The organism is Streptomyces sp. NPDC048419 (assembly GCF_043200415.1).
In the GTDB taxonomy this organism is placed as follows: Bacteria; Actinomycetota; Actinomycetes; order Streptomycetales; family Streptomycetaceae; genus Streptomyces.
Window position 1 is genome coordinate 1 of the sequence record NZ_JBICXT010000014.1, and the last position, 12,550, is coordinate 12,550.

General features: G+C 69.6%; 19 protein-coding genes and 1 tRNA gene. 13 read left to right on the top strand and 7 right to left on the bottom strand.

All coding sequences use genetic code 11. The features are described from left to right. Positions 1-75: 75 nt before the first annotated feature. From ACGFYN_RS26920 to ACGFYN_RS26930, 3 genes are read right to left on the bottom strand one after another with little or no spacing between them, the layout of a single operon-like run. Positions 76-468, bottom strand: a complete 393-nt coding sequence (locus ACGFYN_RS26920; protein WP_393868653.1) for a hypothetical protein — start codon at positions 466-468, stop codon at positions 76-78. Beyond that, a complete protein-coding gene (locus ACGFYN_RS26925; RefSeq protein WP_393868444.1) occupies positions 465-893 on the bottom strand; it encodes an ATP-binding protein in 429 nt (142 codons plus the stop codon). The genes ACGFYN_RS26920 and ACGFYN_RS26925 overlap by 4 nt, the downstream gene beginning before the upstream one ends. A gap of 46 nt (positions 894-939) precedes the next feature. Further along, complete coding sequence (locus tag ACGFYN_RS26930) at positions 940-1,347, bottom strand: NUDIX hydrolase (RefSeq protein ID WP_393868654.1); 408 nt, start codon at positions 1,345-1,347, stop codon at positions 940-942. Between the two features lie 107 nt (positions 1,348-1,454). On the opposite strand from ACGFYN_RS26930, the gene ACGFYN_RS26935 reads away from it, so the two are divergent. The 12 genes from ACGFYN_RS26935 to ACGFYN_RS26990 all read left to right on the top strand — a co-directional run bounded on the left by ACGFYN_RS26935 (position 1,455) and on the right by ACGFYN_RS26990 (position 8,722). Beyond that, on the top strand, positions 1,455-2,243 hold the full coding sequence (locus ACGFYN_RS26935) for a GntR family transcriptional regulator (RefSeq protein ID WP_363184609.1): 789 nt from the start codon (positions 1,455-1,457) through the stop codon (positions 2,241-2,243). Positions 2,244-2,410: 167 nt separating this feature from the next. Beyond that, entirely contained in the window at positions 2,411-2,779 is a 369-nt protein-coding gene (locus tag ACGFYN_RS26940; protein ID WP_393868445.1) for a hypothetical protein, read from the top strand. Then, positions 2,779-4,155, top strand: a complete 1,377-nt coding sequence (locus ACGFYN_RS26945; RefSeq protein ID WP_393868446.1) for an FtsK/SpoIIIE domain-containing protein — start codon at positions 2,779-2,781, stop codon at positions 4,153-4,155. The genes ACGFYN_RS26940 and ACGFYN_RS26945 overlap by 1 nt, the downstream gene beginning before the upstream one ends. Before the next feature lie 85 nt (positions 4,156-4,240). Next, positions 4,241-4,423 carry a hypothetical protein gene (locus tag ACGFYN_RS26950; RefSeq protein WP_393868447.1) on the top strand — a complete coding sequence of 61 codons (183 nt, stop codon included), beginning with the start codon at positions 4,241-4,243 and terminating at the stop codon, positions 4,421-4,423. 8 nt (positions 4,424-4,431) lie between these two features. Next, positions 4,432-5,070 (top strand): DUF2637 domain-containing protein, encoded by a 639-nt coding sequence (locus tag ACGFYN_RS26955; protein WP_393868448.1) that lies wholly within the window; start codon positions 4,432-4,434, stop codon positions 5,068-5,070. 12 nt (positions 5,071-5,082) lie between these two features. After that, positions 5,083-5,268, top strand: coding sequence for a hypothetical protein (locus ACGFYN_RS26960; protein ID WP_393868449.1), 186 nt, complete (start codon positions 5,083-5,085; stop codon positions 5,266-5,268). Between the two features lie 2 nt (positions 5,269-5,270). Then, positions 5,271-5,462: a mobile element transfer protein gene (locus tag ACGFYN_RS26965; RefSeq protein WP_270890853.1), complete on the top strand. Its 192-nt coding sequence runs from the start codon at positions 5,271-5,273 to the stop codon at positions 5,460-5,462. Positions 5,463-5,477: 15 nt separating this feature from the next. Beyond that, positions 5,478-5,672 (top strand): hypothetical protein, encoded by a 195-nt coding sequence (locus ACGFYN_RS26970; RefSeq protein WP_389294896.1) that lies wholly within the window; start codon positions 5,478-5,480, stop codon positions 5,670-5,672. Between the two features lie 25 nt (positions 5,673-5,697). Next, entirely contained in the window at positions 5,698-5,943 is a 246-nt protein-coding gene (locus tag ACGFYN_RS26975) for a SpdD protein (protein ID WP_393868450.1), read from the top strand. A gap of 139 nt (positions 5,944-6,082) precedes the next feature. Next, positions 6,083-7,396: a replication initiator gene (locus tag ACGFYN_RS26980; protein ID WP_393868655.1), complete on the top strand. Its 1,314-nt coding sequence runs from the start codon at positions 6,083-6,085 to the stop codon at positions 7,394-7,396. Next, a complete protein-coding gene (locus ACGFYN_RS26985; protein WP_242709940.1) occupies positions 7,389-7,571 on the top strand; it encodes a helix-turn-helix domain-containing protein in 183 nt (60 codons plus the stop codon). The genes ACGFYN_RS26980 and ACGFYN_RS26985 overlap by 8 nt, the downstream gene beginning before the upstream one ends. Then, complete coding sequence (locus ACGFYN_RS26990; protein ID WP_393868451.1) at positions 7,571-8,722, top strand: tyrosine-type recombinase/integrase; 1,152 nt, start codon at positions 7,571-7,573, stop codon at positions 8,720-8,722. The genes ACGFYN_RS26985 and ACGFYN_RS26990 overlap by 1 nt, the downstream gene beginning before the upstream one ends. 76 nt (positions 8,723-8,798) lie before the next feature. Here the strand turns inward: ACGFYN_RS26990 and ACGFYN_RS26995 are convergent. Beyond that, a tRNA-Arg gene (locus tag ACGFYN_RS26995) sits at positions 8,799-8,874 on the bottom strand. 308 nt (positions 8,875-9,182) lie between these two features. On the opposite strand from ACGFYN_RS26995, the gene ACGFYN_RS27000 reads away from it, so the two are divergent. Next, positions 9,183-9,986 (top strand): HAD family hydrolase, encoded by an 804-nt coding sequence (locus ACGFYN_RS27000; protein ID WP_393868452.1) that lies wholly within the window; start codon positions 9,183-9,185, stop codon positions 9,984-9,986. Between the two features lie 83 nt (positions 9,987-10,069). Here ACGFYN_RS27000 and ACGFYN_RS27005 read toward each other — a convergent pair whose 3' ends face one another. The 3 genes from ACGFYN_RS27005 to ACGFYN_RS27015 form a co-directional block, all read right to left on the bottom strand. Further along, on the bottom strand, positions 10,070-10,342 hold the full coding sequence (locus tag ACGFYN_RS27005; protein WP_393868453.1) for a hypothetical protein: 273 nt from the start codon (positions 10,340-10,342) through the stop codon (positions 10,070-10,072). Positions 10,343-10,438: 96 nt separating this feature from the next. Continuing rightward, positions 10,439-11,533, bottom strand: coding sequence for a 3-oxoacyl-ACP synthase III family protein (locus ACGFYN_RS27010; RefSeq protein ID WP_393868454.1), 1,095 nt, complete (start codon positions 11,531-11,533; stop codon positions 10,439-10,441). A 71-nt stretch (positions 11,534-11,604) separates the two neighbouring features. Next, a complete protein-coding gene (locus ACGFYN_RS27015; RefSeq protein ID WP_393868455.1) occupies positions 11,605-12,498 on the bottom strand; it encodes a hypothetical protein in 894 nt (297 codons plus the stop codon). Between the last annotated feature and the right edge of the window lie 52 nt (positions 12,499-12,550).

Here is a 12,550-nt window from a genome sequence, read left to right on the forward strand (position 1 = left end):
GTCCGCCATGGCAGCCAGTAAGCCACGATGTCTAGGTCAGACGTCAAGCATCACCCGACGCCATCCTGTCAAGCATCAACTGAGACTCGACACGGTCTTGTGGGGCTTGAAGTCATCTACGCAGGCGGGGAGTTCGGTGCCCTGCCGGTGTGCGAGCGGTAGGAAGGCCACTGGCCGGATGGTCCACGTGATGGTGGTGCTGCCGTGGGTCACTGAGACTTCGCAGGGCTGCCCTCGTAAGAGTGCCTGTCGGGTTTCGATGCGGCCCTGGTACAGCCAGACCCACGCTTCGTCGGAGGCCGCGGGGTCCAGTGCCGGTGAGATCGTGCGGAGTGCGACTGCGACCCATCGGTCTGCCTGAGGAGCCGAGTAGGCGTCGAAGGAAGCCCGGAGCGCGGGCCTCCCCTGTTCTGGGAGCTCCTGGGTCCAGCACTCGCACCAGTAGCCACGGCGAGTCTCGGTGTTCAGCACGGGTGACCTCCGGTGCGCGTGTCGGTGAAGAGCTCCGCCGTGACCGTGTGGCCGCCGTCGCTTTTGTGGACCACCACCCGATGGGCGATGGCGCTGACCATGCCCAGACCCCGGCCGTGCTCGGCGTTCTGGTCCTGGTGCTCGGCCTTGGGCGCTGTGCAGGCGCCTCCGCCGTCCGTCACTGACAGGGCGATGACCTGTGCGGAGACTGCCAGGGCCAGGTGGAAGCTGCCCGAGTCCCGTCCGCTGGCGGTGTGAAGGATCGCGTTCGCGCTGAGCTCGCTCACGATCAGTTCGGCGTCCTCGGCCAGGGGCGAGCCGCGCAGGATGTCGCGGGTCCAGCGGCGGGCCCGGCTGACCTCTTCCGGAAATCCTGGGCAAGACAGGCCCCAGACCCGGGCTGTACTCGTATACTCGTGCATACAAGTTCCTTCGTGCTGGTAGGCCGCCATGTGCAGCGGGTTCGGGCTAGACGAGTTTCACGCCGTCGTGGGCGCGGATGGCCGGCGGGGTCGTCGCGTCGAGTGCGTCCAGGACGCGGATCGCGTATGCCTCGTCGGAGAGTTCGGAGACTTCTTCGCGGGTGGCCCAGCGCAGGGCGCGGGTCTCGTCGCCAGTGGTGGGCACGCCGTCTGCGGCTTCACAGCGGAAGACCAGCGAGACGATCAGGCCCGACATGTTCTTGTAGACGCCGGTCAGGGTCGCGGGAAGTGCGATCTTGATGCCGGTCTCTTCGAGGACTTCGCGCTGGAGGGCCTCGGGGATGGTCTCCTCACGTTCGAGGACTCCGCCCGGGGGTTCCCACTTGCCGTTGTCGCGGCGCTGGATCAGAAGGGCCCGGCCCTGGGCGTCAACGATCACTCCGGCAACGCTCACGGAGTGCGGACGGTCGGTGCTCACGTTCCTCGGCCCTCTCGGCTGGCTAGGCTCTCCACCGTAGCAACAAGACTCGCCCACACGTCTAGATACCTAAAGGAGTACACGTGAGCCCTCTTCCTTCCGGCCTCCTCGGCGACCTGGACCCCACGAGTGATCGTGCGGTCTTCCGGCAGATCGCCGACCAGCTGCGCGAGGCCATCGACCGTGGGCGATTTCGTGAGGGCGACAAGCTGCCCTCGGAAGCTGACCTTGTCGATCATTACGGGGTATCCCGTATGACGGTGCGAAACTCCTTCTCCATCCTTCAGGGGGAAGGACTCGTGCACGCCGAGCACGGCAAGGGCGTCTACGTCCGGCCCCGGCCACCCGTACGGCGGCTCGCCTCCGACCGGTTCGCGCGACGGCACCGGGAACAGGGCAAGTCCGCCTTCATCGTGGAGGCCGACGCCGCCGGTAGTCACCCGCAGGTCGATTCGCTGGAGGTCAAGGAGGAGAAGGCCAGTCCGGACGTCTCCGCCCGGCTCGGGTCCGTGCGGCGTGTGCTGGCTCGTCGGCGGCGGTATCTGCTGGATGGTCGGCCGGTCGAGTTCGCCACGTCCTTCCTGCCGCTCGACATCGCGCGCGGTACGCAGATCGCCGAACCCAACCCCGGGCCCGGCGGCATCTACGCCCGCCTCGAAGAACTCGGCCACCGCCTCGACCACTTCGAGGAGGAGATCCGCGCCCGGATGCCCTCGCCCGCCGAGGTGAAGACCCTGCGGCTGGCCGCCGGCGTGCCGGTCATCCACCTCATCCGCACCGCCTTCGACGGCGAGGGGCGAGCCGTCGAGGTCTGCGACACGGTGATGGCCGCTGACGCATACGTGCTGTCGTATCAGCTCCCGGCGACCTGACTCGTCATGGTTTGCGGTGGTGCGCGGGGGCGATTCCTGGACTCGTACACTCCAACACGCTTACTCGTATAGACGAGTGGGCAAGTTGAGTGGCACAGTGGTTCTCGCGTCCCCGGATCGGGTTCGCAGGGCGCTACATGTATAGACGAGTAGATAGGGGAACTCCCTTGCGTACCATCCGCGTTGAGACCTCGGCCGCGACGATCCTGCTGACCGAGGCTCCCGAGAAGAAGGTCCGCGACCGGCAGACGGGCGAGATCGCCAAGGACGCCGTCACCGGGGAAGCGCTGATGACGATCGGCGTCGTCCACATCGAGGACGGCGAGTCGTCGCTGTTCAAGGTCACCATCCCTGAGACCGGCGTCTCCGAGGGGCTGGCGCTGGGGTCGCCGGTCTCGCTGCCGGGGCTGGTCGCCCGACCGTGGGAGAGCGTCTTCAACGGGCAGAAGCGGCACGGGATCGCCTTCCGCGCCGCCGCCGTCACCCCGGCCGCCTTCCCGGTGGTCACCGAGGCGTCCGCCGAGGACGCTGCCTGATGTCCGACCTGGCAACGCTCCTGGAGGTGGGTGGTCCTGTCGCCGCACTCGGCGGTGGGGCCACCTACGCCCGGGCCAAGCACCCGGGGGTGTACTGGTCCACGGTCGGCCTGCCGATATCCACGGCCCGGCTGCTCGGCTCGTACGGCTCGGTCATGGAGGCGTGCGGGCTGACCGTGGCGCCTTCCCGGCTGCGGGTCCTCGCGGTCAAGGCCACAACTCAACGAGAGGTCCGGCCCGTACCGCCGCGTCGGGGGCTCATCCGGCCCACCTCGACCGGTCTGCGGATTCGTCTCCGGCTAGCCCCCGGGCAGGAACCCGCCGACGTCGCCGCGTCGGCTGAACGGCTCCGGCACGCCTGGGGCGTCCACGCCGTCTACGTCTCCACCGTCAAGCCCGGTGTCGTCGAACTGCGGCTCATCGGCTTCGACGTCCTGCGGCGCGTTCGGATGCCCCGCAAGGTCGGCGGCGGGTACCTGCGCATCCCGGTCGCGCTGCGCGAGGACGCCACGCCCTTCGTACGCGACTACCGCACCATCCCGCACCAACTCACCCTTGGCGCCACGCTGTCCGGCAAGTCCATGTACCTACGCCACCTGATCACGGGGCTGGCCAGGCAGCCGGTCGCCCTGGTCGGCATCGACTGCAAGCGAGGCGTGGAACTGGCGCCGTTCGCGGCCCGACTCTCCGCGCTCGCCACCGACCCGGAGCAGGCGGCCGAGCTGCTGCCCGCGCTCGTCCAGGAAATGGAGGACCGATACGACCTGATCAAGGCCCGGCAGGGCATCGCCCCGAGCACTCCCGACGAGGAGATCACCTCCGACATCTGGGGCCTGCCCGAGCGCGAACGCCCCACGCCGATCGTGCTGTTCGTGGACGAGGTCGCTGAACTCTTCCTCGTCGCCACGAAGAAGGACGAGGAACGGCGGGACGAGATGGTCACCCAGCTCATCCGTCTCGCCCAGCTCGGCCGCGCCGCCGGCATCTACCTGGAAGTCTGCGGACAGCGCTTCGGCGCCGAACTGGGAAAGGGCGCGACCATGCTCCGGGCCCAGCTCACCGGCCGTGTCTGCCACCGCGTCAACGACGAAGCCTCCGCAAAAATGGCGCTCGGCGACATCGCCCCGGAAGCCGTCATGGCTGCCTGCGGCATCGCTCCCGAACGTCCCGGCCTCGCCGTCGCCGGTGACACCTCCGGCGGCTGGTCCCGCATCCGCACCCCGTACCTCTCCCTCGGCGACGCCGCCGAGATCTGCCGCGACTCCGCGCACCTGGTCCCCGAACTGGCCGCGCTCAAGCCCTTCCGGCCCGAGGTGCCCGTACGGCCTGTCGAGGCCCCGGTCCCTCTCGTGAAGCCGCGCCCGGTGACCGACTGATCCACCGCTCCACCCGGTTGGCGTGACCGCGTCGCGCCAACTCCTTACCCCTCCCATGCCTGAAATCCGGAAAGGAGGTCCGTCCATGCGCGAGGAAGCACGCAAGGTCGTCGATCGCATCGCATCGGCGGTGCAGGCCGGTGACTACCTCACCGCTGTGGCCGACGCTCGGCGCCTCTATCAGGACGCCACCAGTGAGGCCGAACGCGCCGAGTTGCTGGCCATCCTCGGCCCCCGCACGATCCCACCCGCCCACCACAACCGATAGGGACGGTCGTGCGCGCCTACCTCGCCCGCGTCGATGCCGTGCTCGTCCAAGCTGTGATCGCCGCGGCACTGTCCTTCGCCCACCTGCACGACGTCGCCTCGGCGGCCGGACAGGACGGTTGGAAAGCATGGGCCTACCCCGTCTCGGTCGACCTGCTGCTCGTCGCCGCCTGGCGTCGACTGCGCTCCGGGGGCGGCAAAGCGTCTTCCTGGTGCTGGTTCGTCATCGCCCTCACGGCATCACTTGGCGCCAACGTCGCCACCGCCGGACTGCTCGACATGCACCAGGTGCCGGCCTGGCTGCGCATCCTCGTCGCGGGCTGGCCCGCGGTCGCCTTCCTCGGCGGCACGCTGCTCGCCCACTCCGCCCCAGCGGTGGAGCCAGACGACGAGGACATCGAATTCGCCGTAGACGAGGGCCAGGAGGACGAGCCCGAACTCGCCCCTGAGTCACCCACCCAACCGGCCATCGAGGCATCACCCGAGCGACCCACCGTCTCGGTCCCGGCCGCCCTGGTCGAACACGCCCGCAAGGTCGCCGCCGAACACCACACCCGCACCGGCACGCCGATCGATACCCCAACCCTCCGCGCCCGCCTCGGCGTTCCGGCCCCCATGGCCGACGCCATCGCCGCCCAGATCGCCTGATCAGGAGGAACCATGCCGCTGTTCTGCTTCAACACCGCCGCCGACTACATCGAAGCGGCTCGACAGATGGCCGCTACGGGCCGCCCGGCGCTGGCTCGGCTCCTTGCCGAAGAGGCCGCCGACCGAGTCTCGGACCCGGCCGAAGCTCGTCGCATCCTGCACGAGTTCCCCGGCCCGAGCCTGCGGCAGGAGGACTGACCATGAGCGCCAACCGCCGCTTCCGCAGCGTCACCCGTATCGGCCCCGTCCAGGTCGGCACCTCGTACGACGGCCGGGGCCAGGAGAAGCACACCGCCGCCTGCACCGCTCCACGTTGCGGCTTCTCCGCCGACTACGACAGCCGCGCCGCCGCCGAACTGGCCGCCCGCACCCACCGCTGCCCCGTCCGCTGAGAGGACCTGAACCCCGTGACCGTCAGCCTCCCGCTCGTGTTCGTCCTCGGCTTCTTCGCCTGGGGAGCGGTCAAGTTCCTCGGCGTCCGTACCTGGGTCGTCGTCCTGATCGCCCTCTTCGGCTTTTGGCTCTCCCACACCTTCATGGCGCCCGCCATCGAGTCCGGCACGCGCTCCGGCGTGGACGTCATAAACGGCTCACATAACTAGACGAGTAGATGAGGAAGGGTTCGCCGTGTTCCTGCCCAAGTACCCCGACAGCCCTACGCCGCCGCCCGCGCACACCCACACGCCGACCGACCCGGCGCCCGTACAGCGCCCGCTCCCGTCGGTCTCCATCGACCGCAACGCCGTAGTTGCCCTGGTCGTCGGCGGAGTCGTCCTCACCGCGCTCCTGGCCGCCGTCGCCGTCACGGCCATCTCGGTAGCAGTCGCCGCCGTCGTCCTGCGCTCCCTGCTTCGCGAACACCACCGGCGCTGACCGGACTTCTGGCCACCGGGGCGACGCCACATGACCAAGCATCGCCGCCCCGGGGCCTGTTCCTACCGACCGAGCCAGTCAGAAGGAGAACGCCATCTTCACCCGCACAACTCCGGCCCCTCTCCCGGAAGTCGCGAACCTGGCCGCACAGGGCACGCTCCCGGGTATCCTCCGCCAGCTCTCCTGCCTCGGCGGCTGCACGCATCCGATCCGCCTCGACGGCCACCGCACCGAGTACGGAGTCGATACCACGACCGGCGAGATCGGCGCCGTCCTCCACCACCTCGACTCGACCAGCCTCCCGGCCGGCCAACTCCTCGTCCGCTGCAACAACCGCCGCACCACCCGCTGCGCGGCCTGCGCCGAGGTGTACCGCCGCGACACCTTCCACCTGATCACCTCGGGTCTACGTGGCGGCAAAGGCACCCCGGAACACGTCGCAGCCCACCCGCGCGTCTTCGCCACCTTCACCGCCCCGAGCTTCGGCCCGGTCCACAACCGCCCCACCGGTCCGGCCGGGACCATCCGCCCGTGCCGCTGCGGCACCCTGCACGACCAGGACGACGAAGCACTCGGCGCCCCGCTCAACCCGGACACCTACGACTACGAAGCAGCCGTGCTCTGGAACGCGCACGCCGGTGCGCTGTGGCGACGCTTCTCCATCTCGCTGCGCCGCGAGGTCGCCAAGCGGGCGGGACTGTCGCAGCGCCGGTTACGCGAGTACGCCCGGGTGTCCTTCGCCAAGGTCGCCGAGTACCAGAAGCGCGGCGCCGTCCACTTCCACGCGGTCATCCGCATCGACGGCCCGACCGGCGGAGACACCCCGCCTCCGCCCTGGGCAACCGCCGAGCTGCTGACCGACGCCATCCGCACCGCCACCGCCAAGGTCCGCGTGGACGGTCCGGTCATCGACGACCGCACCCACACCTTCACCTTCGGCCGCCAACTCGACGTCCGCACCATCCGATCCGCCGACTTCAACGACGGCCAGGAGCTGACCGAGCGCGCGGTAGCCGCGTACATCGCGAAGTACGCCACCAAGGGCGCTGAAACGGCGACGGGAGCTCTCGACCGCCCCCTGAAGTTCGTCGCCGAACTCGCCCAGCTCGACATCAGCGACCACGCCCGCCGCCTTGTCCGAACCGCGTGGACCCTCGGCGCCCGCAAGTCCCTTGAACACCTCCGCCTACGCGCCTGGGCCCACATGCTCGGCTTCCGCGGCCACTTCTCCACCAAGTCCCGCCGCTACTCCACCACCCTCGGCGCCCTCCGCAACGCCCGCGCTGAATGGCGGCGCGCTCAAGCCGCTGCCGCAACCGAAACGACCCCTGAAACAACGCTCATCCTCGCGCACTGGGTCTTCGCCGGAACCGGCCTGTCCTCCGCCGAAGCCTGGCTTGCCGCGTCCCTCGAACCTGCCCTCGGAACGGAAGGAGAGCCAACCCATGCATGACGAAGAGCTGCTGACCGTGGCAGACGTCATGACTCGTCTGAAGCTCGGCCGATCGACGGTCTATGACCTGATCCGCTCCCGTCGGCTTCCTTCCATCACGATCGGCCGCTGCCGACGCATTCCTGCGCGGGCCCTGCGCGACTACATCACCAACGAACTGGAGGCGGCTGCCTGATGGCCAAGCAGCGCAAGAAGAATCCCAATGGCGCCGGCACCATTACCAAGCGCAAGGACGGCCGCTTTCAGTGCGCGGTCTACGTGCTCCAGCCGGACGGCACTCGCGCCCGCAAGTTCGCCTACGGCAAGACTTGGGCGGAGTGCGACGCCAAGCGTCGTGAGCTGCTCGACAAGGTCGACCAGGGCGTGCCCGTACCGACTCGATCCGCCAAGCTCGCCGAATGGCTGCCGTACTGGCTGGACAACGTCATCAAGCCCCGCCGGAAGCTGAGCACGTACGACAAGTACGAGGCGCACGTACGCCTCTACCTGGTGCCCCACCTCGGCGCTAAGCGGCTCGAATCCCTGGCCGTCGCCGACGTCCGCCGCTTTCTCGTTCGTATGGAGAAGGAGACCACCGCGGCAACCGCCAAGGAATCGCACCGAATCCTGCGCTCGGCGCTGTCCTCCGCCTGCCGTGAAGAGATGATCGCCCGCAACGTCGCCAAACTCGTCGAGCCGCCCCGCACCGACACCAAGGAGCTGAATCCCTGGACCCTCGACGAGACGCTCGACTTCCTGACCGCCTCTCGCAAGGACCCGCTCTACGCGGCCTTCGTCCTCGCCATCGCCATGGGCCTCCGCCGGGGAGAGATCATCGGCCTTCGCTGGGCTGACCTCGACCTCGACAACCGTGTCCTATACGTCCGACACCAGATTCAGCGCCGCCGTGGCGTCTTGTACGACGACGATCCGAAGAGCCGCCGTCGACGTGTCGTCCCGCTGCCTGCTCTCTGCATCGCGCCCCTGCGCTGGCACCGCTTGAAGCAGGCGGATGCCCGTGCCAAGGCGGGGGAGGGGTGGCGTGAGTCCGACTACGTCTTCACGACCCGTACCGGCCGCCCGGTCGAGCCGCGCAACGTCTACCGCTCCTTCACCCGCGTCGCCGAGTCCGCCGGCCTCCGCGTCATCCGGCTGCACGACGCTCGCCACGGAACGGCCACCCTCCTCACGGCGGCCGGAGTCGCGCCCCGCGTCGTGATGGAGATCCTCGGCCACTCTCAGATCAGCATCACCATGGACGTCTACACGCACGTCGTCCAGGACACTCAGCGCGAGGCCATGAGCCACATGGACCGGCTGCTCAGGAGGCGCCCCGGTCGTGAGTGACCGTGCCCGTTGATGTCAGCCGTAGATGTCAGAGGGGCCCCACCTACGAAAATTCGTAGGTGGGGCCCCTCTGACCTGGTGCCCCCGGCAGGATTCGAACCTGCGACACCCGCTTTAGGAGAGCGGTGCTCTATCCCCTGAGCTACGAAGGCGGAGAAGGCGGTGCTCTGTCGGAAGGTGTGTCTGAAAGTGGTGCCCCGGTGGGGCGGGCCTTCAGGCGCGTTTCCGGCAGTGTTGCGGTGGCAGGGCTGACCTGCGGCTGTGCCACCGACCACAGTGTAGCGGCTGGCGCTGTGGTGGCTGGGGGGTTGGTCGGGTTGGGGGCTTGGGGGCAGGTCAGTGGGCGGGTGGCCGTGCCGTTGTCGAATCCTCCCCGCGGCCCGATCCTTAGTGATACCTTCTCGAAGGAATGTTTTGATGGCCCGGTGTCGCGCCGGGCCCCAAGGGGGAGGTCATCGGAATGACGGTGGTGGCAGGTATAGGCACGGGCGCGCCGGCAGGCGGTGGGCATCGGCCCGCTTATCTGGTGTTCTGCGACGTCGACGAGACGTTGATCGACTGCAAGAGCATGTTCGAGTTTCTGCGGTTCCAGCTGGTGCGACGGTACGGGGAAGAGGGGGAGGAGCGGTACCGGCGTATCGCGGGCGAGTTGCGGCGGCAGTCCGCCGAGGGGACGCCCCGGGAGGACGTGAACCGGTCCTACTACCGCTCCTACGCCGGTGAGAGCGCGGCCGAGATGACCGCGCTCGGGCGGGAGTGGTTCTCGCTCGCGGCGGCCGACCCGGGGTTCTTCATCGCCTCCACCGTCGCCGAACTGGACCGGCACCGTGCCGCCGGCGCCGAGGTCGTGCTCGTCTCGGGATCCTTCGCGCCGTGCCTCGACCCGGTCGCCGAACGAGTCGGCGCCCGGCACGTCCTGTGCACCTCGCCCCTCGTGACCGGCGGCCGCTACACCGGCGATGTGCCCGAACCCGTGATCGGCGAGGGCAAGCGTGCGGCGGTGCTGCGCATGCTCGCCGAGCACCCGGGCGTCAACCCGCGCGACTGCTACGCCTACGGCGACCATCCCTCCGACTTCCCCATGCTCGACTGCGTCGGGCATCCCCGGGGCGTCGGTGACGCTGCCGCCGTACAGGCCTATCTCGCCCGGCGGGCCGAGCCGGTCGCGGCCGCCGTCTCCGGATGCGCGCTCGCCTGCTGGTCCATGGGCCGGGACGAGCATTCCGAGGCATGCTCGGGGGAGTGCGCCCTGCCGCTGGGCTGAGGGGCGGTCGGCGAAGGCCGAGGGATGAACGGTCGGTTCGGGGACGGTCGGGCTCGGGCCCCCGTCCCCGAACTCGTCTGCGCTCAGTCGATGCTCCGGCAGATGTGCGGCTCCAGCCCGGCGTCGTCGGCGTCTCCCGCCAGCCGCAGTACGGGCCTCTTCGGCTCCGGTCCGGTACTCAGCAGGTACCAGTTGCCGTCGTGGTGGACGGAGGCCAGGGTGCCGTTGGACAGGACATGGAGGCGGGGGAGGGACGGCCCCGGCGTCGTGATCGGCGCCGGCCGCGGTATCAGTCGCTGCGTCGGCTTCGACGTTGCCATCGGCGTCGCCATCGTCGTTGCTTTCGGAGTTGGCATCGTCTTTTCTCCTTGTGGCTCGAAGGTCTTCAAGGTCTTCGTTCTTGGCTCCGCTGCTTGCCATGAGTGCGTCGGGGGTGTGGCCGTACCGCCGCGCTACCTCGCACCGGCCAGTGCGGGCTCCGGCAGTGGTGCCGTCGGGGCGGTCGACCGCGCGGGGATCCTCATCGGGCGGGCGTGCCGGGTCGGGGCCCAGCGCAGCAGGGCCGAGCCCACCGACATGCCACCGCCGAAGGCGGACAGGACGGTCAAGTCGCCCTCCGTGAACAGGCCCCGGCGGTGCGCCAGATCGAGGGTGATCGGGACGGAGGCGGCGCCCGTGTTGCCGTGCAGGGCCAGGGCCAGATGCATACGGGCAGAGTCCAGGCCGAGCGCGGGCCAGACCTCGGCCAGCATCACGCCGTTGGCCTGGTGCGGCACGAAGTGGCGGACCGCGCGTGCCGGTACGTCCGCCTTGGCCAGCAGCGTGCGGACCGCGCCGGGCAGGTTCTCGTGCACGAAACCGCGCACCCCGCGCCCGTCCATCGTGAACCAGTGGGCGCCCTCCGCCAGCGTGTCCGCCGACGCCGGCCGCCTGCTGCCGCCCGCCGGCACGCTGATCAGCCGGTGCTGGTCGCCGCGCGTGGTCAGGCTGGTGGTGATGCCGCCGGTGGCCGCCGGCACCGGTCCGAGCACCACCGCCCCCGCCCCGTCCCCGAACAGGATGGCCGTCTTGCGATCCGCATGGTCCAGGATGCGGGAGTAGACGTCCGCGCCGATCACCAGGGCGTACGGCCCCTGCCCCGTGCTCGCCGGTTCGGCGCGCAGCATGCGTTCGGCCGCCGTCAGCGCGAACATGAAGCCGCTGCACACGGAGTTGACGTCGAAGGCCGCGGCCCGGCGGGCCCCGATGAGATCGGTCACGATCGCCGCCGTGGCCGGCTGGGGGTGGTCCGGGGTGGAGGTGGCGACCACGACGTAAGCGATCCGGTCTGCCTCCAGGCCCGCCTGGGCGAGCGCCTGCCGGGCCGCCTGCGCCGCAAGATCCGACGTCGCCTCGTGGGCCGCGGCGCGGTGTCGTCGTCGTATGCCCGTCTTGCGTTCGATCCACTCCGCGGTGACCCCCGCCGCCGCGCCGACCTCGTCGTTGTCGACGACGGTGGCGGGCAGGTAGGAGCCGGTCGCGATGATGCCGATCGGGTTGTCGTCCATGCTCGGTCTCTCCTTCGGATGTGAAAGGGGTTCGAACTGTGCAAGGGGTTCGAACTGTGCGAGGGGGCGGGTCAGTTGGCCGGTGTGGTGATGAACTCGCCGAAACTCGGTCCCTGCAGCTTCAGTTGGGCGTGGATGTCGCCGCCGAGGCCGAAGTGGCCGATGGCGCCTCCGTAGTTCTGCTGGTAGCTCATCCAGAGCACGACCACGTTGATGACCCGGTTCGCGCCGGGGGTGCCCGGCGCCGGGAAGGGGTTGGGCAGCGTCGCCCGGTAGTGGGCCATGCCGTTGCTGTCGCTGATGAAGGCGTTCGGTACACCGAGCGGACCGGGGCGGGTCGGGCCCGCCGGGTCGAGGTCGTGCTCGCGCAGCGACATGACCGTGTAGAGGCTGTCCGGGATCAGGCCGGTGAAGGCGAAGGAGAAGTCGCCGCTGCGCCGGTGCGCCGGCACATGGACCTCCAACTGGCCGCGGGCCTTGGCCCATTGGCCCAGCGTGATCGGCTCGCGCACCTTCGGTCCGTCCTCCTCGCGCAGGTCCGGGATCGGCGCTCCGTGCAGCGGGTAGCTGGGGCGCCGTACGTCGTGCGCGTCGGGGCGCTGCTCGGGGGCGAAGAGCATCGGGTAGTTGTTGCAGGGCAGGGGGAGGGGCAGGGTGTAGAGCTGGACCTGGGCGTCCGGACCGGTGGGGTCGGAGAGGTCGAGCTCGCGGACGATGTCGTACGGCAGGTTCCTGCCGAGCGGCGGCAGGGGGCTGTCGGGGGAGACCACGGCACCGCCCCACGCGGAGACGGTGGTGCCGTCGGAGCCGGGGCGGTTGACGCGGCCGATGACGACGAAGTCGCCGTTCTCGTCCACGATCTCGCTCGGCGGGTACAGCGGGCCCTGTGTGGTGACGCTCAGGTCGTAGGTCCGGGTCGTGGGGGCGGCCGCGACGGGTGCGGCGGCCACGGATGAGACGGTCATGGCGGGTGCTCCTTCGCCGGTTCGAAGCCGGTTGAGGCAGAGTCGGAGGCCG

Coding starts and splice junctions, on each gene's coding strand:
- ACGFYN_RS26925 (WP_393868444.1), bottom strand. CDS start 893: ATGCACGAGTATACGAGTACAGCCCGGGTCTGGGGCCTGTCTTGCCCA.
- ACGFYN_RS26945 (WP_393868446.1), top strand. CDS start 2,779: ATGTCCGACCTGGCAACGCTCCTGGAGGTGGGTGGTCCTGTCGCCGCA.
- ACGFYN_RS26950 (WP_393868447.1), top strand. CDS start 4,241: ATGCGCGAGGAAGCACGCAAGGTCGTCGATCGCATCGCATCGGCGGTG.
- ACGFYN_RS26960 (WP_393868449.1), top strand. CDS start 5,083: ATGCCGCTGTTCTGCTTCAACACCGCCGCCGACTACATCGAAGCGGCT.
- ACGFYN_RS26965 (WP_270890853.1), top strand. CDS start 5,271: ATGAGCGCCAACCGCCGCTTCCGCAGCGTCACCCGTATCGGCCCCGTC.
- ACGFYN_RS26985 (WP_242709940.1), top strand. CDS start 7,389: ATGCATGACGAAGAGCTGCTGACCGTGGCAGACGTCATGACTCGTCTG.
- ACGFYN_RS26990 (WP_393868451.1), top strand. CDS start 7,571: ATGGCCAAGCAGCGCAAGAAGAATCCCAATGGCGCCGGCACCATTACC.
- ACGFYN_RS27000 (WP_393868452.1), top strand. CDS start 9,183: ATGACGGTGGTGGCAGGTATAGGCACGGGCGCGCCGGCAGGCGGTGGG.
- ACGFYN_RS27005 (WP_393868453.1), bottom strand. CDS start 10,342: ATGCCAACTCCGAAAGCAACGACGATGGCGACGCCGATGGCAACGTCG.
- ACGFYN_RS27010 (WP_393868454.1), bottom strand. CDS start 11,533: ATGGACGACAACCCGATCGGCATCATCGCGACCGGCTCCTACCTGCCC.
- ACGFYN_RS27015 (WP_393868455.1), bottom strand. CDS start 12,498: ATGACCGTCTCATCCGTGGCCGCCGCACCCGTCGCGGCCGCCCCCACG.